The 18240-nt window shown below is 71.9% G+C and carries 18 protein-coding genes and 2 riboswitches; of the genes, 13 read left to right on the forward strand and 5 right to left on the reverse strand.

The features are described from left to right. Positions 1–19: 19 nt before the first annotated feature. The 5 genes from ACGFJ7_RS22580 to ACGFJ7_RS22600 all read left to right on the forward strand — a co-directional run bounded on the left by ACGFJ7_RS22580 (position 20) and on the right by ACGFJ7_RS22600 (position 4391). A complete protein-coding gene (locus tag ACGFJ7_RS22580; RefSeq protein WP_360258947.1) occupies positions 20–361 on the forward strand; it encodes a hypothetical protein in 342 nt (113 codons plus the stop codon). Positions 362–380: 19 nt separating this feature from the next. Beyond that, positions 381–556: riboswitch (cobalamin riboswitch) on the forward strand. Between the two features lie 82 nt (positions 557–638). Beyond that, entirely contained in the window at positions 639–1607 is a 969-nt protein-coding gene (locus ACGFJ7_RS22585; protein WP_392643577.1) for an ABC transporter substrate-binding protein, read from the forward strand. Positions 1608–1618: 11 nt separating this feature from the next. Beyond that, entirely contained in the window at positions 1619–2596 is a 978-nt protein-coding gene (locus ACGFJ7_RS22590) for a FecCD family ABC transporter permease (protein ID WP_392643578.1), read from the forward strand. After that, entirely contained in the window at positions 2593–3603 is a 1011-nt protein-coding gene (locus ACGFJ7_RS22595; protein WP_392643580.1) for a FecCD family ABC transporter permease, read from the forward strand. Before ACGFJ7_RS22590 ends, ACGFJ7_RS22595 begins: the two co-directional genes overlap by 4 nt. Beyond that, positions 3600–4391 carry an ABC transporter ATP-binding protein gene (locus ACGFJ7_RS22600; RefSeq protein ID WP_360258777.1) on the forward strand — a complete coding sequence of 264 codons (792 nt, stop codon included), beginning with the start codon at positions 3600–3602 and terminating at the stop codon, positions 4389–4391. The genes ACGFJ7_RS22595 and ACGFJ7_RS22600 overlap by 4 nt, the downstream gene beginning before the upstream one ends. On the opposite strand, the gene ACGFJ7_RS22605 is transcribed toward ACGFJ7_RS22600, so the two are convergent. The 4 genes from ACGFJ7_RS22605 to ACGFJ7_RS22620 form a co-directional block, all read right to left on the reverse strand. Then, positions 4369–5364: a ribonucleotide-diphosphate reductase subunit beta gene (locus ACGFJ7_RS22605; protein WP_360258774.1), complete on the reverse strand. Its 996-nt coding sequence runs from the start codon at positions 5362–5364 to the stop codon at positions 4369–4371. The two genes, ACGFJ7_RS22600 and ACGFJ7_RS22605, sit on opposite strands and share 23 nt — an antisense overlap. Further along, positions 5364–7661, reverse strand: a complete 2298-nt coding sequence (locus ACGFJ7_RS22610) for a ribonucleoside-diphosphate reductase subunit alpha (protein WP_392643582.1) — start codon at positions 7659–7661, stop codon at positions 5364–5366. The genes ACGFJ7_RS22605 and ACGFJ7_RS22610 overlap by 1 nt, the downstream gene beginning before the upstream one ends. A gap of 103 nt (positions 7662–7764) precedes the next feature. After that, a riboswitch (cobalamin riboswitch) is annotated at positions 7765–7972 on the reverse strand. Positions 7973–8332: 360 nt separating this feature from the next. Then, positions 8333–8716 (reverse strand): hypothetical protein, encoded by a 384-nt coding sequence (locus ACGFJ7_RS22615; RefSeq protein WP_392643584.1) that lies wholly within the window; start codon positions 8714–8716, stop codon positions 8333–8335. Between the two features lie 154 nt (positions 8717–8870). Beyond that, positions 8871–9119 (reverse strand): hypothetical protein, encoded by a 249-nt coding sequence (locus tag ACGFJ7_RS22620; protein WP_360258765.1) that lies wholly within the window; start codon positions 9117–9119, stop codon positions 8871–8873. A gap of 139 nt (positions 9120–9258) precedes the next feature. Here ACGFJ7_RS22620 and ACGFJ7_RS22625 point away from each other — a divergent pair, with 139 nt between their 5' ends. The 4 genes from ACGFJ7_RS22625 to ACGFJ7_RS22640 are packed head-to-tail and all read left to right on the forward strand — an operon-like array spanning position 9259 to position 12761. Then, entirely contained in the window at positions 9259–10365 is a 1107-nt protein-coding gene (locus ACGFJ7_RS22625; RefSeq protein WP_360258762.1) for an iron ABC transporter permease, read from the forward strand. Between the two features lies 1 nt (position 10366). Next, positions 10367–11305 (forward strand): ABC transporter substrate-binding protein, encoded by a 939-nt coding sequence (locus ACGFJ7_RS22630; protein WP_360258759.1) that lies wholly within the window; start codon positions 10367–10369, stop codon positions 11303–11305. Next, positions 11302–12066 (forward strand): ABC transporter ATP-binding protein, encoded by a 765-nt coding sequence (locus ACGFJ7_RS22635; protein ID WP_360258756.1) that lies wholly within the window; start codon positions 11302–11304, stop codon positions 12064–12066. Before ACGFJ7_RS22630 ends, ACGFJ7_RS22635 begins: the two co-directional genes overlap by 4 nt. After that, entirely contained in the window at positions 12063–12761 is a 699-nt protein-coding gene (locus ACGFJ7_RS22640; RefSeq protein ID WP_360258753.1) for a methyltransferase domain-containing protein, read from the forward strand. Before ACGFJ7_RS22635 ends, ACGFJ7_RS22640 begins: the two co-directional genes overlap by 4 nt. An 11-nt stretch (positions 12762–12772) precedes the next feature. Here ACGFJ7_RS22640 and ACGFJ7_RS22645 read toward each other — a convergent pair whose 3' ends face one another. Beyond that, the gene (locus ACGFJ7_RS22645) at positions 12773–13210 is read right to left on the reverse strand and encodes an acyl-CoA thioesterase (RefSeq protein ID WP_360258944.1); all 438 of its coding nucleotides are present in this window, start codon (positions 13208–13210) and stop codon (positions 12773–12775) included. Between the two features lie 103 nt (positions 13211–13313). On the opposite strand from ACGFJ7_RS22645, the gene ACGFJ7_RS22650 reads away from it, so the two are divergent. The 4 genes from ACGFJ7_RS22650 (at position 13314) to ACGFJ7_RS22665 (ending at position 18238) form a co-directional block, all read left to right on the forward strand. Then, positions 13314–13979, forward strand: coding sequence for a (2Fe-2S)-binding protein (locus tag ACGFJ7_RS22650; protein WP_360258750.1), 666 nt, complete (start codon positions 13314–13316; stop codon positions 13977–13979). A 154-nt stretch (positions 13980–14133) separates the two neighbouring features. Next, a complete protein-coding gene (locus tag ACGFJ7_RS22655; protein WP_360258747.1) occupies positions 14134–14436 on the forward strand; it encodes a GNAT family N-acetyltransferase in 303 nt (100 codons plus the stop codon). 67 nt (positions 14437–14503) lie between these two features. Beyond that, on the forward strand, positions 14504–15451 hold the full coding sequence (locus tag ACGFJ7_RS22660; RefSeq protein ID WP_360258744.1) for a trypsin-like serine protease: 948 nt from the start codon (positions 14504–14506) through the stop codon (positions 15449–15451). 81 nt (positions 15452–15532) lie between these two features. Next, complete coding sequence (locus ACGFJ7_RS22665; protein ID WP_392643587.1) at positions 15533–18238, forward strand: AAA family ATPase; 2706 nt, start codon at positions 15533–15535, stop codon at positions 18236–18238. Positions 18239–18240: the final 2 nt, after the last annotated feature.

The following is an 18240-nucleotide window of genomic DNA, read 5'->3' on the forward strand; positions in this document are numbered from 1 at the left end:
CCGGATGCGAGGATGCACCCTGACCGTCTGCCGGGACTGCTGCTGCGGCAACGCGCTCAAGCACCCGTCGGTCGACCACGACGCCCAGCTGGACCGGTTGCGGTCGGCGCTGGCGCCGGCCCATCGCGTACGGACCAGCCGGTGCCTCGACGTGTGCGACGAGGCGAACGTGATGGTGGTGCACCCCACGCCCGCCGCCCGGCGGAGTGGCGCCGCGCCGGTGTGGTTCGGCCTGGTCCTCAGCGACGCGGTCGAGGCCGACCTGGTCGCCTGGGTCGAGGCCGGCGGGCCGGGTGTGGCCGAGATTCCGCCGGTGCTGGACCTCTCGGTGATCCCGGCCCCGGGCCGCCGCCCCGGATGATCATGACGGGGTGCGGCGGCTATGGTGGTCGGGCCGTGGTGCTCGGGAAGCCGGTGTGAGACCGGCGCGGCCCTCGCCACTGTGAACGGGATGCCGGAGCCACCGTGAGGTCACTGGGCGTAACCGCCTGGGAAGGCCGGCCGCCGGCGCATCATCCCGTCAGCCAGGAGACCGGCCACGGCACCGCAACGACCCGTCCACGAGGTGCTGGAAGGCGGTCCCGATGCGCGTACGCGCCGTACGGTCCCCTGTGTCCTGGCTCGCTGCCGTTCTGGCAGTGGGTCTTCTCGCCGGCTGTGGCGGCGCGTCCGAGGCCTCGGACAAGCCGCCCACCGAGGCGTCGATCACGAACTGCGGGATCGCCGTGCCCACCGGCACACCGCCGGCGCGGATCTTCGCCGCCTTCCACAACGCCATCGAGGCGGTGTACGCGCTCGGCGCCGGCGACAAGGTGGTCGGCGCCGCCTACCTCGACAATCCGCTGCTCCCCGAGTACGCCGCGCGGTTCACGCCGGCCTACTACCCCGAGGAGTACCCGAGCCGCGAAGAGGTGCTGCGGCTCGACCCGGACTTCGTCGTCTCCGGCTTCACCGGCGCCTTCACCCCCGAGGGCCTCGGCACCCGGGCCGAACTGAACAAAATCGGCATGGGGTCGTACCTGTTCTCGCAGTACTGCCCGTCGGCCGACGGCAAGGACCAGAAGGACCTGGCCGCCAACGACGTCTCCCTCGACAGCGTCTACGGCGACCTCACCGGCCTCGGCCAGGTGCTCGGCAAGACAGCCGAGGCCCAGGAGCTGGTCGCGAAGATGAAGAAGACCGTCGCCGACACCGAGAGCAAGCTCACCGGCGTGACCCGGCCGCGGGTCGCCATGCTCAACCGGCCCGGCGGCGGCGAACTGCGGGTCTTCGGCACCGGGGACGTCGCCACCACCATCATCGAGAAGGCCGGCGGCACCCAGGCCTTCGACGACGTGCCGGGCCGGCTCACCCGGGTCGGCACCGAGGAGCTGATCCGGCGCGAGCCCGACGTGATCGTCGTCCCCGCCTGCTGCGGCGCCGATGTCGGACCGTCCGGGGCACAGGACGTCATCGACGGGCTCAAGAAAGATCCCGCGCTGGCCAACGTGCCGGCGGTCCGCGCCGGCCGGATCTACGCGGTCACGTTCGCCGAGGTCACCCCGGGCGTCCGCAACGCCGACGCCGTCGCGAATCTGGCCAAGCTCCTGCACCCGGAGAAGTTCTGAGCCGGCGCGCCGTGGGCCTGGTCGTGGCCGTCGCCGTGCTGGCGGCGGCCACGACCGGTTCGGTGCTGCTCGGCAACCAGACCATCGGCGTACGGGCGGCGCTCGGCACCTGGCTGCACCCGGACGGCTCGGACGTGCAGCGGATCGTGGAGTACCTGCGGGTGCCGCGCACCCTGGTCGGCCTGCTCGCCGGGGCCGCGCTCGGCGTCTCCGGCGTGCTGCTGCAGGGGCTGACCCGCAACGCGCTGGCCGGTCCCGAGGTGCTGGGGGTGAACGCCGGCGCGGCGCTGACCGTGGTCCTGGGCATCACCCTCTTCGGCGTGCACAGCTTCGGCGGCTGGGTCTGGTTCTCCTTCGCCGGCGCCGCGCTGGCCGGCCTGGGGGTCCATACCCTGGCCTCGTACGGACGGGACGGGGCCACGCCGGTCAAGCTGGCCCTCGCCGGGGCGGCCGCGACCGCGTTCCTGGGCGGCCTGACCACCGCGCTCACGCTGCTCGACATCAACACCTTCAACGCCTACCGGTACTGGTCGGTGGGCGCCCTCACCTCGGCCGACGCGGCGGTGATCCGGACCGCGCTGCCGTTCCTGGCGGTGGGCGCGGCGCTGGCCGTGCTGTCGGCGCGGGCGCTGGACGCGCTGGCCCTCGGCGACGACATGGCCCGCTCGCTCGGGCAGGGCCTGATGGTGGGCCGGGCCACGGCCGCACTGGCCGCCGTGTTGCTCACCGGCACGGCGGTGGCCCTGGCCGGGCCGATCGCGTTCGTCGGCCTGACCGTGCCGCACATGGCGCGGGCCCTGGCCGGACCCGGGCATCGGTGGCTGCTGCCGTACGCGGCCGTCCTCGCCCCGATCGTCCTGCTGACGGCCGACGTGCTCGGCCGCGTGGTGGCACGGCCGCAGGAGCTCCAGGCCGGCATCGTCACCGCCATCGCCGGGGCGCCGTTCTTCGTGGCTCTGGTACGCCGTCGCAAGCTGGCCGAGCTGTGAAGCGCCACGCCGACCGGAGGGCGGTCGTGGTCACCGTGGTCGCGTTGCTGGTGGGGCTGGGCGCGCTGCTCGTCTCGCTGACCAGAGGCGACTATCCGATGCCGCTGTCCGACGTGCTCACCGTGCTGGCCGGCGGCGACGGCGCGACCCGGCGCAGCGCGTACGTCGTCCTCGAGTTGCGCCTGCCCCGCGCGCTCGGCGCGATCGCCGTCGGGGCGGCGTTCGGGCTGTCCGGGGCGATCGTGCAGCGGGTCGTCCGCAACCCGCTGGCCAGCCCGGACATCATCGGCATCAACGCCGGGGCGGCCGCGGTCGCGGTGTTCCTCATCGTCGTCCTGGCCGCCGGCCCGCAAACCGTGGCGGTAGGCGCGCTGGCCGGGGCGGCGGCCACCGCGGCCGCCATCTACCTGCTGTCGAGGCGCCGCGGGGTCACCGGCTACCGGCTCGTGCTGGTCGGCATCGGCGTCACCGCCATGCTCACCTCGGTGACCGCCTACCTGCTCAACACCGCGAACATCTACACCGCCGAGCAGGCGTCCATCTGGCTGACCGGCAGCCTGGCCGGCCGGTCCTGGGGACAGGTCGCGCCGGTCGTGGCCGCGGTGGTGCTGCTGCTTCCGGTGGCCCTGGGGCTGGCCGCGCCCCTGCGCGCCCTGGAACTGGGCGACGACCTGGCGCTGGCCCTGGGCGTGCGAGCCGAACGGGCCCGCGCCGCGCTGCTGCTCACGGCCGTGGCCCTGGCCGCGGTGGCGACCGCGGCGGCCGGCCCGATCGCCTTCGTCGCGCTGGCCGCACCACAGATCGCCCGCCGCCTGGTCCGCGAGCGCGGGCTGGCCCTGCTCCCGTCGGCCGCGGTGGGCGCCGCCCTGCTCTCCCTGGCCGACCTGGCCGCCCGCCGGGTCCTCGCCCCGGCCGAGCTGCCCGTGGGCGTGCTGACGACGGTACTCGGCGCCCCCTTCCTCATCTGGCTGCTGGCCGGAGCGAACCGCATCGGGAGAACCGGATGACTGAACTGCGCGCGGCCGGGCTCGGCCTCGGCTACGAGGGCCGCCCGGTCGCCACCGGACTCGATCTCACGGTGGCGCCGGGGCGGATCACCGCGATCGTCGGGCCGAACGCCTGCGGCAAGTCGACGCTGCTGCGCGGTCTGGCCCGGCTGTTGCGGCCGTCGGCCGGGGCCGTGCTTCTGGACGGGGCCGACATCCACCAGCTGCCGACGCGGGAGGTCGCGGCCCGCGTCGGCGTGCTGCCGCAGCAGCCGGTCGCCCCCGACGGCATCAGCGTCGGCGATCTGGTCGCGCGCGGCCGCCATCCCCACCAGCGGTGGCTGCGCCAGTGGTCCGCGCGCGACGAGGACGCCGTGGCCGCCGCGCTGGCCGCCACCGGGGTCGCCGACCTCGAACACCGGCCGGTCGACGAGCTCTCCGGCGGCCAGCGCCAGCGGGTCTGGATCGCCCTCGTGCTGGCCCAGGAGACCGATCTGCTGCTGCTCGACGAGCCGACCACCTTCCTCGACCTCGCCCACCAGCTCGAAGTGCTCGACCTGCTCGCCGACCTCAACGCGGCCGGCCGCACCGTCGTCGCCGTGCTGCACGACCTCAACATGGCCTGCCGCTACGCCCACGACATCGTCGCCATGCGCGACGGCGCCGTGATCGCCCAGGGGGCGCCGGCCGAGGTGGTCGACGCCGCACTGGTCCACAAGGTGTTCGGCGTACCCGCCCGCGTCATCACCGACCCGGCGGCGGGAACCCCACTGGTCGTGCCGGAGCTCAGAAGTCGTCGTCGAAGCTGACGCTTCCGGTCACCCCGACCTGGTACGCCGAGACGCGGCGCTCGAAGAAGTTCGACAGCTCCTGGACGTCCTGCAACTCCATGAAGGCGAACGGATTCGCGCTGCCGTAGCGGGGCGCGATGCCCAGCGCGGCCAGCCGCCGGTCGGCCACGTGCTGCAGGTATTCGCGCATGTCGGCCGGCGACATTCCGGAGACGCCCTGGTCGAGCAGGTCCTCGGCGAACTGCACCTCGCATTCGACGGCTTCGGCGAGCATCGCGCTGACCTGTTTCTCCATGTCGGCGTCGAACAGGTCCGGCTCCTCCCGCCGTACCTGGTCGACCACGTCGAACGCGAACGCCATGTGCATCGACTCGTCGCGGAAGACCCAGTTCGTCCCCGAGGCCAGGCCCGGCAGAACGCCGCGGGAGCGCAGGAAATACACGTACGCGAAAGCGCCGTAGAAGAACAACCCCTCGATGCACGCCGCGAAGCAGATCACGTTGAGCAGGAACGCGCGGCGGTCCTCTCTCGACTTCAGCTCACGAAGCTCGTGGACGGAGTCGATCCACCTGAAGCAGAACTCGGCCTTCCGCGCGATCGACGGGATGTTCTCGACCGCCGCGAACGCCTCGAACCGCTCCCGTTCGTCGGGCACATAGGTGTCGAGCAGGTTCAGGTAGAACTGGACGTGCACGGCCTCTTCGAACAACTGCCGGGAAAGGTAGAGCCGCCCCTCCGGCGAATTGACGTGCTGGTAGAGGTTGAGCACGAGGTTGTTGGCGACGATGGTGTCGCCGGTGGCGAAGAAGGCCACCAGCCGCGAGACGAGGTGCCGTTCGGCGGGCGAGAGCTTGGCCAGGTCGGCGAGGTCGCCGTGCAGGTCGACCTCCTCGACGGTCCAGGTGTTCTTGATGGCGTCCTTGAACCGGTCGAAGAAGTGCGGGTACTTCATCGGCCGCAGGGTCAGGTCCATTCCGGGGTCGAGCAGCATTACTGGCAGGCCTCACATGACTCGGGGTTCTCCAGGGAGCAGGCCTCGGCCGGGGAAAGCACCGGCACGGTCGCCTGCTGAATGCGCGTCGCCGGTCGCGAGCGCAGGTAGTACGTGGTCTTCAGGCCGGTCTTCCAGGCGTAGAGGTACATCGACGAGACCTTGCCGATGGTCGGCGCGCTCATGAAGAGATTCAGCGACTGCGACTGGTCGATGTACGGGGCGCGGGCGGCGGCCAGGTCGATCAGGGCCCGCTGCGGAAGTTCCCACGCCGTACGGAAAAGCTCGCGCACCTCGGCCGGCAGCTCGGTGATTCCCCGCACCGATCCCTCGGCCCGTTTGATCCGCTCGCGGATCGGGGCGGTCCACAGGCCGCGGGCCTTCAGTTCCCGCACGAGATAGGAGTTGATCTGAAGGAATTCGCCGGACATCGTCTCGCGCTTGAACAGGTTGGACACCTGCGGCTCGACGCATTCGTAACAGCCGGCGATCGACGCGATCGTCGCGGTCGGAGCGATCGCGATCATCAGCGAGTTCCGCAGGCCGTGCTCGCCGATCCGGGCCTTCAGGGCGGCCCACCGATCGGCTTGGGCGGGAGTGGCGCCCCACAGTTCGTGATGCAGATCCCCCTTCGCCGCCCGCGTTTCCGGATACGCCGGATGCGGGCCGAACCGCTCGGCCAGCGCCACCGACGACTCCAGCGCGGTCAGGAAGATCTCCTCCTGTACGCGGGTGGACAGCTCCCTGGCCTCGGCCGAGTCGAACGGCAGCCGCAGCTGGAAGAAAGCGTCCTGCAGGCCCATCAAGCCGAGCCCGACCGGCCGCCACCGCGGATTCGACCTGGCGGCCTGCGGCGACGGGTAATAGTTGATGTCGATGACCCGGTCCAGGAAGACCACTGCCGTACGCACGGTCTCGCGCAGTTTCTCCCAATCGACGCCACCGCCGGCGAGGTGCGCGCCGAGATTGACCGAGCCGAGGTTGCAGACCGCGGTCTCGTCGTCCGAGTTGACCTCGAGGATTTCGGTGCACAGATTCGACAGGTGAATGGTGTTGCCGGGCGCGCCGGTCTGGTTCGACAGCCGGTTCGACGGGTCCTTGAACGTCATCCAGCCGTTGCCGGTCTGTGCGAGCGTGCGCATCATCCGCCCGTACAGGTCGCGGGCCTTGACGGTTTTCACCGCCTTCTTCTCGGCCCTTCGGTACGCCTCGTCGAACGCCTCACCGAACAGGTCGGGCAGTTCCGGCGCGTCGGACGGGTCGATCAGCGACCAGTCGCCGTCGGCCTCGACCCGGCGCATGAACTCGTCCGGGATCCAGTTGGCCAGATTCAAGTTGTGGGTACGGCGTGACTCCTCACCCGTGTTGTCGCGCAGTTCCAGGAATTCCTCGACGTCGGGATGCCACGGCTCCAGATAGACGCACGCGGCGCCCTTACGGCGGCCGCCCTGGTTGACCGCGGCGACCCCGGCGTCGAGCGTCTTGAGGAACGGGACGATGCCGTTGGATCTGCCGTTGGTGCCGCGGATCAGAGCGCCCCGGCCCCGGATCCGGCTCCACGAGACACCGATGCCGCCGGAGAACTTCGACAGCTTCGCGACCTGGTGGTAGCGCTCGTAAATGGAGTCGAGCTCGTCCTTGGGGGAGTCGACCAGGAAACACGACGACATCTGCGTGTGCCGGGTGCCGGAGTTGAACAGCGTCGGCGAACTCGGCAGGTAGGCCAGCGACGACATGAGCCGGTAGAAACCGATCGCCTCGTTGGCGTTCCCGGAGAGACCGCAGGCCACCCGGAGCAGCCAATACTGCGGCGTCTCGACGACATCCCGGGAATGCGGATGCCGCAGCAGATAACGATCGGCCACGGTACGCAGCCCGAAGTATTCGAATCGGCGGTCCGCGTCCCCGTCGATCGCGTCGTCGAGCTTGCGGGCGTTACGCCGTACGAAAGCGGCCGTCTCATCCCCGATCAGCCCCAGCTGATGGGCGTAGCGGATGGACTGGGAGAAGCTCGCGACCCCCTGCAGGCGGACTTCCTTGTCCACGTACGCGGCCAGCAGCCGCGCGGCCAGCTTCGAATACTGCGGCTCCTCGCCGATCAGCTCGGCCGCCGTCTGAATGGAGAGCTTGTCGAGTTCGGCGGTGGTGGCACCGTCGTACAACCCGCTGATGGTCTTCGTGGCGACCCGTAACGGGTCGACCTCGTCGAGATCGCCGGACCAGCGCTCGACCGCCTTGACGATCTTGCTGACGTCGACCGTTTCCCGATCGCCGTCGCGTTTGCGTACCCGCACCATGTCTCCCTCGCCTGGGTGAAGGCACGCGGGAGACGCCGACGGCCACGGCACGGCCGACTGGTGGCGTCGGCCGTCCCACGCGGCCTTCGACCGCCGCACACCGGACGGCGTGCGGCGCGCTGGCAGGTCTTCGGACTCGTGGGCGCTCAGCTTCTTCCTACCGGCCGTCGCTTCCCAGGCTCGCGCCCAGTGCTGTGTGACGGCTTTCGTTCCCACTCACCGCTGCGGGGCAGTCCCGGACTCACACCGGGTTCCCTCTTGCCTCGGCCGCACCGTGACGGCGCGGCCGAACCAGCTGCGTGAGACACCATATATGGGCGGACCCGCAAAGTGACAACACCAGATGCTGTGATCGGCGTGTCGCCTCCCGTGATCACCGGTCGCCCGCCGGCTACCCTGCGCCCGTGCCGCCGAACCGCCGTACCGCAGCCCGCCGCCCTCATCCTCGACGAGAACGGCCACGTCCTGCTGTGCCGGTTCGTCACGCCTCACCCGGCCGTCCCCGAGGAGCCCAGGTGGTCCGGTCCGCACCACCCATTTCGAACCTCAGGGCGAGATTGCCGGATTCCGCGGGCCCGACCTGTTCTCGCCCCGCCACCTGGCCACGCTACTGACCGCCCTGCTCACCTCGGATCGTGCTCGGCCTGTGAACCCCGCCCCGCTGGTGGTTCTCAGCCCCGGACTTTCCTGACATCCGCCGGCCAAACGGCGAGCTTCATCCGTCCGTACGCGAACACCCGCAACTCCGGGTCAAGCCACCACAGCCGCTCGGCCCGCGTCATTCCCAGCTCCCGCCCGACCCGAAGCTCACCCAGCGGAACCCGCCGCCCCAGCCGTGGCACCCAGGTGCGGAGGCCGTCCGCCCCGAGATCGAGATAGCCGTGCCGCCACCGGCGCCCCGGTCTCTTGAGCGCCGCCTCAACCCGCACGACGCCCGCCCGAGCCCGCCCGATCCGCAGCCGTCCGAGCGCTTCCCCCAGCTCGCCGCCCACGGCCCCGGCGATGAGGTCACCCACCAACTCAGAGATCACCAGCCAATGCTCGTCGTCGAGCATCCCTCACTCAACGTGACGATCATGACGGTCGGCCGCTGCTGAGGGCCGCTCCGGCGGCGCCGTGCCTCCAGGGCCGGGTGCCGGGATGGCCGTCGCCGATCCGGAACCCCGTGTCGGCGTGCGCGGGAAGCGCCGCGAGCTTGCCGGCAGCGGGTTACTGACCCGGGCGTTCGTCGCGGCCCGGCATCGTGATGCGGCCCACCGCCTCCTCCATGGCGAAGTGGCCCAGGTATTCGTCGGGCTGGCCGGGGCGGCGGCGGTAGGCGTGCCAGTCGTCGCTGACGCCCGCGTGGATGTAGCCGATGTCGGTGCCGTCGAGGGTGACGCTGTAGCCGCCCATCGTGCTGACGGTCAGGGTCGCTCCGGCGATTCTGCGACTGTTCAGAGGTACGCGGCGCTCCATCCGTCCACCTCCACACTCCGGAGTCACGTGGCTCCAGATGGTGGCCCGGTTGCCGGCCGGAAAACAACAGCCGAACGGCCGATTCGATGAACCACCTTGGGGGCCACTGCCTTCATCGGCCACTGATCATGCTGTTAGGTTGTTGCACATCTTTGGCAACAACCAACTGTGGGGGTTTGTGGTGTCCGCCGATGTGCTGGGGCTGACCGCCCGACGGCGCCGCACGACCCTCTGGGTGCTGGGCCTGGTCGCCGGGCTGATCGCCACGGGGGTGATCGCGGTCGGCACCGGCGCGATCGGGATCGGCCCGGTGACCGTGGCCAAGATCCTGGGGCACCGGCTGATCGGCTTCCCGTCGGACGTCACCTGGACGCCGCCGCAGGAGGCCATCGTCTGGCAGGTGCGGCTTCCCCGCGTGCTGCTGGGAATGCTCGTCGGCTCCGGTCTTGCCACCTGCGGCGTGGCGCTGCAGGCGATGGTGCGCAACGTGCTCGCCGACCCGTATCTGCTGGGCATCAATTCGGGCGCCTCCAGCGGCGCCGCGGCGGCCATCCTCTTCGGGGTCGGTGCCGGCTTCGGTCAGTACGCCCTGTCGGCCAGCGCCTTCCTCGGCGCGCTCGCCGCGTCGCTGCTCGTCTTCCTGATCGCGCGCGGCGGTGGCCGGGTCACCTCGATGCGCCTGCTGCTCTCCGGCGTCGCCGTCGGCTACGCGCTCTACGCCCTCACCAGCTTCCTGATCTTCGCGTCGGGCTCGGCCGAAGGCTCCCGTTCGGTGATGTTCTGGCTGCTCGGCTCGCTCGGCCTGGCCCGCTGGGACGCGCTGCTGGCGGTGGCCGCGCTCGTCATCGGCGGCACCATCGCCTACCTGACCGTCAGCGGCCGCCGGCTCGACGCCCTCGCCGTCGGTGACGAGACCGCGCACACGCTCGGTGTCTCCCCCGACCGGTTCCGGATGCGGTTGCTGATCGTCGTCTCGCTCGGCGTCGGCGTGCTCGTCTCCGCCTCCGGCAGCATCGGCTTCGCCGGGCTCGTCGTACCCCACCTGGCCCGCCGGATCGTCGGCGCCACCCACACCCGCGTGGTGCCGGTGGCCGCGCTGCTCGGCGCGATCCTGCTGGTCTGGGCCGACGTGGTGGCCCGCGTCGTGCTGGCCCCGCAGGAGATCCCCATCGGCATCATCACCGCGCTGCTCGGCGCCCCGTTCCTGCTGATCCTCATCCGCCGCCTGCACGCCACCGGAGTCTGAGATGAAGAAACTGGCCGCCACCCTCCTCGCCCTCACCCTCGCCGGCTGCGGCGCCGCCGACGCGGCCGGTGACGCCGAGGCCGTCGTCGTCACCAACTGCGGGGTCGACGTCACCTTCGACCAGGCCCCCGAACGGGTCGTTCTGCTCAAGAGCGCCGCCGTGCCCTACCTCCACGACCTCGGCGTGCTCGACCGGGTCACCGCCCGCGCCGGCGCGTACCCCAAGGAGTACTACGACGCGGCGACGCTGGCCGAGCTCGACCGGATCCCGCTGCTGACCGACAAGACCGACACCAGCGGCCACCTTCAGATCTCCCCGGAGGTGGTGATCAGCCAGCAGCCCGACCTGGTCCTCGGCCAGGTCGACAACCTGTCACGCGACACGCTCTCCGCAGTGGACATTCCGCTGCTCGAGGAGCCGGCGATGTGCCCGAACAGCACCGTCGGGCCGACCTTCGACGACGTCTACACACAGCTGGAGACGTACGGCAAGGTCTTCAACCGTCCCGGGCAGGCGGCCACGGCGGCCGCGGCGCTCAAGGACCGCGTCGCCAAGATCGAGAAGACGGGGAACGGCCGTACGGCCGCGGTCCTGTACCCGACGGTCGGCGGCGGCGTGACGTACGCGTACGGCAGCACCAGCATGGCCCACCCCCAGCTGGAAGCCGCGGGCTTCACGAACGTCTTCGGCGACAGCGAGGAGCGCGTCTTCGAGGTGACGCTGGAGGAAATCCTCGGGCGCAACCCCGACGTACTGATCCTGCTGCACAGCGACGGCGATCCCGAGGCCGTCGAGAAGGCGCTGACCGGCCTGCCCGGCTCGGAGAAGCTGAAGGCCGTCCGGAGCGGCAACGTCATGACCCAGCTGTTCAACTTCACCGAGCCACCGTCCCCGCTCTCGGTCGACGGCCTCGAGAAGATCGTGCGGCGCTTCAAGTGATCACCGCGTCGTCCCTGTCCTGGCGCTACGGCGCGAATCCCGTCATCGACGGCGTCGGCGTGACCGCGCGGCCCGGGCGCGTGCTCGGCCTGATCGGCCCCAACGGCAGCGGCAAAACCACACTTCTTCGCTTGCTGTACGGGGCCTTGCGCACCCCCACCGGAACGGTGACCGTCGACGGCACGGCGCTGACGGACCTCTCACCGCGCGAGACCGCCCGCCGCATCGCCGTCGTGGTCCAGGAATCCGGCGGCGAGACCGCCCTGACCGTGGCCGAGATGGTGCTGCTCGGCCGCGGCCCGCACCTGACCACCTTCCAGCGCGCCGGCGCCACCGACCACGACATCGCGGCCGACTGCCTGGCCCGCGTCGGCGCGACCCACCTGGCGGGCCGCGCGTTCGGCGGCCTGTCCGGCGGCGAGCGGCAACGGGTGCTGATCGCCCGCGCGCTGGCTCAGCAGGCCACCCACCTGCTGCTGGACGAGCCGACCAACCACCTCGACATCCGCTACCAGCACGAGATCCTGCACCTGGTCCGCGCCCTCGGCACCTGTTCGATCGTCGTCCTGCACGACCTGAACCTGGCCGCCCGCTACTGCGACGACCTGATCCTGCTCGGCCGGGGCGACGTCGTAGCGGCCGGCCCGGCCGCCGACGTGCTGGACCCGGCGATTCTCGAACCCGTCTACGGCATCGGCATCAGGCGCCTCGACCTCGACGGCAACCTGCACCTGCTCTTCGACCTGGAGGCTCGCCCATGAACACGCAGGACCGCATCAACGAGTACTGGACGGGGCGCGCCCCTTCGTACGACGCGTACCAGCAGCGCCCGTCGCGGGTCGAAGCCGACAACGCGGCCTGGTCCGCGATCTGGTCCGGCGCCCTGCCCTTCGCCCGCGGCGACGTGCTCGACGTCGGTACCGGAAGCGGACATGTAGCCCTGACTGTGGCCGGCCTCGGCCACCGGGTCACCGGCATCGACCTGTCCGAGGGCATGCTCGCCGAGGCCCGCCGGCACGCCGCGGCGGTTGACTTTCCGCCGGCGTTCCAGCCCGGCGACGCGGTGCAGCCGCCCTTCCCGCCGGCAAGCTTCGACGCCGTGGTCGGCCGCTACGTGATGTGGACGCTGCGGTCGCCGGTCACCGCCGTACAGAATTGGATGCGCCTGCTCCGCCCCGGCGGCGTGGTGGCGGTGGTCGACAGCACGTGGTTCCCGGAGGGCCTGGACAGCGCCGGGGAGAACTTCACCGGCTTCTACGACGCCGAGGTCCAGGCCGAGCTTCCCTTGGCCGCCGCCACGTCGATCGACCAGACCGCCGCCGTGCTGCGCGAGGCCGGCCTGACCGAGGTGACCGTCACCCCACTGACCACGATCTACGAGCTGGATCAGCGGTACGGCGTGGCCCCCGGCCACCACTTGCGGACCCAGTACCTCGTCACCGCCCGCGTCAGCTGACTCCGGGGCCGTCAGCTGTCGGTGGCGAGGGCTGAGCGCAGCGTCAGGCGGTGCTTGCGGCGGATCTCGGCCTCGTGGAAGGCGCGGTGGTCGTCGTCCGTCTGGGGCAGGAGCGGTGGGACGGCGCGGGGCTTGCCGTCGTCGTCGACCGCCACCATCACCAGGTGGGACGTGGCCACCGTGGTCGGGGGCACCGCCTTGTCCCAGCGGTCGGCGGTCACCTTCACCGCCACCTCCATCGAGCTGCGCCCGGCCCAGGTGATGCGGGCGGCCACATGGACCACGTCGCCCACCCGGACCGCCCGCAGGAACAGGGTCTCGTCCATGGCGGCGGTCACCGCCGGGCCGTCGGAGTGGCGGGCCGCGACCACGCCGGCCACCGAGTCGATGAGGTTGAGGATGCGGCCGCCGTGGACCGTGCCCATCAGGTTGGTGTGGTGCTGGTCCATGATCTGGGACAGGGTCAGTTCGCTGGCGGAGGGCGGGCGGCCGGGCTGTGACACAGCAACGGAGGCTAGCCACGGGGGTGGGGCGGGTCCGTAGGGTGGTGGCGTGTCAGAGGTCGACGCCACACCCGCGCTGGACGCGGCCGCCCGCTTCGGGCCCTACTTCGTGTGGGAGCCGTACGACGGCGGGAGCGACTGGCGGCCGTACACCGACCTCGTGAAACCCGAGGTGGTCGCGGAGCGCGTCGAGGTCGCGCGGGGGATTCTCGGACGGATGTCGGGCCTGCGCCGTGACGACATCGAGGAACGGGTCGTGGCCTCGATCACCTTCCTGGGGCTGGCGTCCCGGCTGCTGTCGCCGGTGCTCGGCGCGGCCGTGGCCGGTGGGGCGCTGCCGGTGCCCGATCCGGCGAAGCTGTGGTGGCGGCCCGTCGCCGGCGGCCCGATCCCGTTCGCGCAGCGTGGCCTGACCGCCGTCGAGGGCGGGCGGGTTCCGGGCCTGGAACTGGTCGAGCCCGTCCTCGAGGTGTTCCGGCGCCGCTTCGTGCTCTCGCCGAAGGTGCTGTGGGGCAACGTCGCCTCGGCGCTGGGCGGCGCCGCCGCGATGATCGGCCGGCCCGAGGCCGCGCCCCTGGTGGCGGCGGCGCTCGATCTGGTTCAGCTGCGGGGGATGGCCACCTGGGACGGCAGTCGCCTGGCCCGCCGCAACTGCTGCCTGTACTACCGCATTCCGGGTGGCGGCACCTGCGGCGACTGTGTGCTCGCGGCATGACCGCCATCCAACAGAAGTTCACGGGCGGGTCGGATGGCCCGACGCCAACTACTTCGCGCGGCGCTTTCGGGCCCATCACGGCCTGAGCGCCTCGGAGTACCGGACCCGGTTCACGCCGCGGTACCAGCTCGGGCGTCCTGTGATTGGATGAGGCATGACGTTCGTGATCACCGACGTGCCCGACAAACAGCGGTTCGAGGCGCGCGACGAGCAGGGCGAGCTCGCGGGCCTCGTCACCTACCAGACCAGCGGAAACATCATCGCCTACACCCACACCGAGGTGGAGCCGCGGTACGAGGGGCACGGCCTCGGCTCCCAGCTGGCGCGCGCGGTGATGGACGACGCCCGCGCCCAAGGCCGTACGGTCGTGCCGATCTGCCCCTTCATCAGCGGCTGGCTGGAGACGCACCACGACTACGACGCGATCCTGGCCCGGCAGGGCCGGCGTATCAAATAAAGCGGGTGAAGTAGTGATCAACTGACGCCGGTCCGTGATTGGCGGGCCGGCCGTAGGCTCGACGCCGATGAAGACGCTATCGAGGGTCGTCGTCGCGCTCGCCGCGGCCGTGCTCGGTGCCGGCGCCGCCGGCACGCCCGCGCACGCGATCGCCGACGGCCAGACCGTCGTCAACGGCCAGTACCGGTTCGCGGTGAAGCTGACCGACCTCGGCATCCCGACCGCCGACGGCGGCCGCCGGGACAGCTCGTGCTCCGGCGGCCTGATCTCGCCGCACTGGGTGCTCACGGCCGGCCACTGCTTCAAGGACGCCACCGGCCGGCGGGTCTCCCGGCCGGTCGCCGAGCGCACGATCGCGACCGTCGGCCGGGCCGACCTGAAGACCAAGGTGGGCCTGAGCGCCAACGTCGTCGAGGTGCGCCAGCACGGCAGCGCCGACGTGGCCCTGGCCCGGCTCGACCGGCCGATCACCGGCATCGCCCCGCTCAAGCTCAACCGGGTCAAGCCGGCCAACGGGCAGCGGCTGCGGCTGGTCGGTTTCGGCCTGACCGACGGTGACGCCGTGCAGACCAGCCCCACGTTGCAGACCGGCCAGTTCCGGGTCACCAACGTCGACAAGGTCGAGATGGGTGTGGCCGGCGTCGCGCCGAGCAAGAGCACCAGCGCCTGCCCGCACGACTCCGGCGGGCCGTACTTCTCCGGCGGTCCCACCGGCGTGGCCACCGTGGTCGCCGTGGTGAGCCGCGGCCCGACCTGCCCGCACACCGGCGCCGACACGGCGACGCGGGTGGACGCGGTCGCCCCGTGGATTCTCGGCGTCATCAAGGCCGACCTCCAGCCGGCCACTCAGCCGACAAACCGGATAAAAACACCGGCTAGCAGCGTCGCCCAGCAAGCACTTCCACCGGCCGAGGAGACCAATTACCTCTGGCTCGGCGTGATCCCGGTCGCCGTCCTCGCCGTGGCTGGGGCTCTCTGGCTGCGCAAACCCCGCCGGGGGACGCACCGCAGGTGAGAGATCGCATGGATGTGTGATGTGCCGGACGGCCCGGTCGGCCAGATTCGAAGGCATGCGATCTTCAAGTAATCTCGCTGAGTGGAGAAGGACACCCCGGTACGCGGGCGCGACCGCGAGCTGGCAGCGCTCCACCACACCCTCGACCGCGTCGTCGCCGGGCAGGGCTCGGTCACGCTCGTCACGGGCCCGGCGGGTAGCGGCAAGTCACGCCTTCTCCGCGAGGCGGCACTCGCTGCAGGACTGAGAGGCGTCCGCCGGGTCGCCATCGCGGCCGACCCCGACAGTGCCCTGATCCCCGGCGACAGCCTGCTGCGCGGCCTGCTCGGCGGCCCCGAGCCGATCCTCGCCTCCGAGCGGATGCGCGAGCTGGTCGCCGAACCGGAGCGCCGCTACTGGGTGCTGGCCGAGGTGCGGGACGCCATCGAGCGCGCCGCCCTGCGCCGGCCCCTGCTGATCACCGTCGACGATCTGCAGTGGTGCGACGACCTGACCCTGCTGGCCGTCCGGGCCCTGCCCGAGCGGCTGGCGGCCGACGCCGTCATGTGGCTGCTCGCGGGCCGGGGGGCCGACGGGCCGCCCGGCTACCTCAGCACGCTGGGCCGTCTCACCGACGGCGGGGCCGGCACGATCGAGCTGGACCGGCTCGACGACGACGCGGCGGCCGCGATGGCGGCCGACCTGCTCGGCGCGGCCCCGTCGGCCGATCTGCTGGCCGCTGTGCACGGGACCGGCAACCGGCCGATGCTGATCAGCGCGCTGGTCCGGGGCGCCTGCGAGGACGGTTCGCCGGTACGCCTGCGGCAGCTGATCCGGCGGCAACTGTCCCGGCTCGGCGCGGACGCCCGCACCATGCTCGAGGTCGCCTCGGTGCTGTCCCGGCGGCTGTCGCTGCCGCTGATCGCCGAGCTGACGCACCGGTCACCGGCCGCGCTGCTGGGCCCGGTGCGCGAGGCCCACGACTTCCTGAGCGAGGACGACGACGGCCACCTGGTGTTTCAGCACGACCTGATCCGCGAGGCGGTGCGCGCGACGGTGCCCGGCGCCGTGGCCCGCACGCTGCGCCGCGAGGCCGCGCGGATCGCCGTACGGGAAAACGCTCCGGCCGTTGAAGTCGCCGCACTGCTGGCCGACAGTGCCGAGCCCGGTGACGAGGAGGCGATCGCGGCGTTGCGCCGGGCGGCCGGCGAGCTGGCGTCGGTGGCGCCGTCGAGCGCGGCCGACGTGAGCCGGCGGGCCCTCGAGCTCACCCCGGCCGGTTCGCCTCTGCGAGGCGAGATCATCGCCGACAGCGTACGGCTGCTGTGGCTGGCCGGGCGCGCCCACGAGGCCACCCGGCTCGCCCACAGCCTGCTCTCCACCGGCGCCGGACCGGCCGCCGAGGCCGTGGTCCGGCTCGCCATCGCGGCCGTGTCCAGCCAGTACTCCTTTGTAGAGGCCGTACGCCAGTGCGAGCGCGCGGCCGCGTTGCCCGGCCTGCCCGACACCACGCGGGCGTCGCTGCTGGCCCTCGAGGGGGTCAACCTGACGATGGTGGGCGACCCGCCGCGGGCCGACGCGGTCCTGGCCGAAGGGCTCGACGCGGCGGCCCGGGCCGGCGACGACGCCGCCCGGGCGATCTGCCTCGCCTCCCAGTCGGTCCTGGCCCTCAACGACCAGAACTGGACCGCCGCCCGCGACCTGGCCGACGAGGCCGTGGCCATCTCGGCCCGGGTCGGCGCGGCCGCCGCGCTGTGGGGATCGACGCAGTGGCGCGGCTGGCTCGACGACATCGCCGGCCGGCCCGACCTCGCCCTGGAGCACGCCGACCAGGGCATGCGGGCGGCCCAGCGTGACGGCCAGGCCTGGCTGCTGCGGCAGTGGAGCATGGACCGGTGCAAGCTGATGTACGACGCGGGCCGGCTCGAGGACGCCCGGGCCGAGGCCGAGGGCGTGCGGGCGATGAGCGACGAGCTGGGCGCCGGCAACTACGCCGACTGCACGGCGCTGGTGACCGTGGGCCGGGTCGCCCTGCACGCCGGCGACCTGGCCGCGGCCCGCCGCTACGACGCCGAGGCGGCCCGGATGCGCGCCGACGAGGCGCCGATCGTCCGGCACGCCGGCCTGTGGCTGGGCGCGCTGGTCGCCCTGGCCGACGGGGGCGACCCGGCGCGGGTCCGGGAGCTGCTGTCCGAGGCGGCGGCCAGCTTCGGCGACCGGATCCCGGCGCTGGGCACACCCCTCGACCCGGCCGACGACGTGCTGTTCGTGCGCATCGCCCGCGACCTCGGCGAACCGGAGTGGGCCGCCCGCGCGACCGAGACGATCAGGCGGCGCGCCGCCGCGAACCCGTCGTTCCGTTTCCTGGCGGCCACCGTCGCCCACGTCGAGGGCCGCCTGACCGAGGCCGTGGCGATCTACCGCGAGTTCCCGCGGCCGCTGCCCCTGGCGGTCGCCCTGGAGGACGTGGGCACGGTCGAGGCGCTGGATGAGGCCTGCCTCATCTACGACGAGGTCGGCGCCACCCGCGACAGCTCACGCGTCCGCGGCGCCCTGCGCAAGCGGGGCGTACGCCGCCGCCCCCGGACGGCCGCCGCGCCCGGCGGCGACGGCTGGGCCGGGCTGACGCCCACCGAGCGGGAGGTGGCCCGCCGGGTCGCCGAGGGCGCCACGAACCGCCAGGTGGCCACGGCGATGTTCCTGTCGCCGCACACGGTCAGCACCCACCTGCGGCACGCCTTCACCAAACTGGGACTCAGCTCCCGGGTGGAACTGGCCCGGCTGGCCCACCAGCACAGCGACTTCTGACG

The sequence above is a fragment of the Actinoplanes sp. NPDC048988 genome, assembly GCF_043197815.1.
Taxonomy (GTDB): Bacteria; Actinomycetota; Actinomycetes; order Mycobacteriales; family Micromonosporaceae; genus Actinoplanes.

What these genes read in the sequence shown, in the direction of transcription:
- ACGFJ7_RS22645 (WP_360258944.1), bottom strand. Translation starts at nt 13,210, where the DNA reads ATGGACCAGCACCACACCAACCTGATGGGCACGGTCCACGGCGGCCGC.
- ACGFJ7_RS22605 (WP_360258774.1), bottom strand. Translation starts at nt 5,364, where the DNA reads ATGCTGCTCGACCCCGGAATGGACCTGACCCTGCGGCCGATGAAGTAC.
- ACGFJ7_RS22655 (WP_360258747.1), top strand. Translation starts at nt 14,134, where the DNA reads ATGACGTTCGTGATCACCGACGTGCCCGACAAACAGCGGTTCGAGGCG.
- ACGFJ7_RS22640 (WP_360258753.1), top strand. Translation starts at nt 12,063, where the DNA reads ATGAACACGCAGGACCGCATCAACGAGTACTGGACGGGGCGCGCCCCT.
- ACGFJ7_RS22630 (WP_360258759.1), top strand. Translation starts at nt 10,367, where the DNA reads ATGAAGAAACTGGCCGCCACCCTCCTCGCCCTCACCCTCGCCGGCTGC.
- ACGFJ7_RS22620 (WP_360258765.1), bottom strand. Translation starts at nt 9,119, where the DNA reads ATGGAGCGCCGCGTACCTCTGAACAGTCGCAGAATCGCCGGAGCGACC.
- ACGFJ7_RS22615 (WP_392643584.1), bottom strand. Translation starts at nt 8,716, where the DNA reads ATGCTCGACGACGAGCATTGGCTGGTGATCTCTGAGTTGGTGGGTGAC.
- ACGFJ7_RS22660 (WP_360258744.1), top strand. Translation starts at nt 14,504, where the DNA reads ATGAAGACGCTATCGAGGGTCGTCGTCGCGCTCGCCGCGGCCGTGCTC.
- ACGFJ7_RS22600 (WP_360258777.1), top strand. Translation starts at nt 3,600, where the DNA reads ATGACTGAACTGCGCGCGGCCGGGCTCGGCCTCGGCTACGAGGGCCGC.
- ACGFJ7_RS22610 (WP_392643582.1), bottom strand. Translation starts at nt 7,661, where the DNA reads ATGGTGCGGGTACGCAAACGCGACGGCGATCGGGAAACGGTCGACGTC.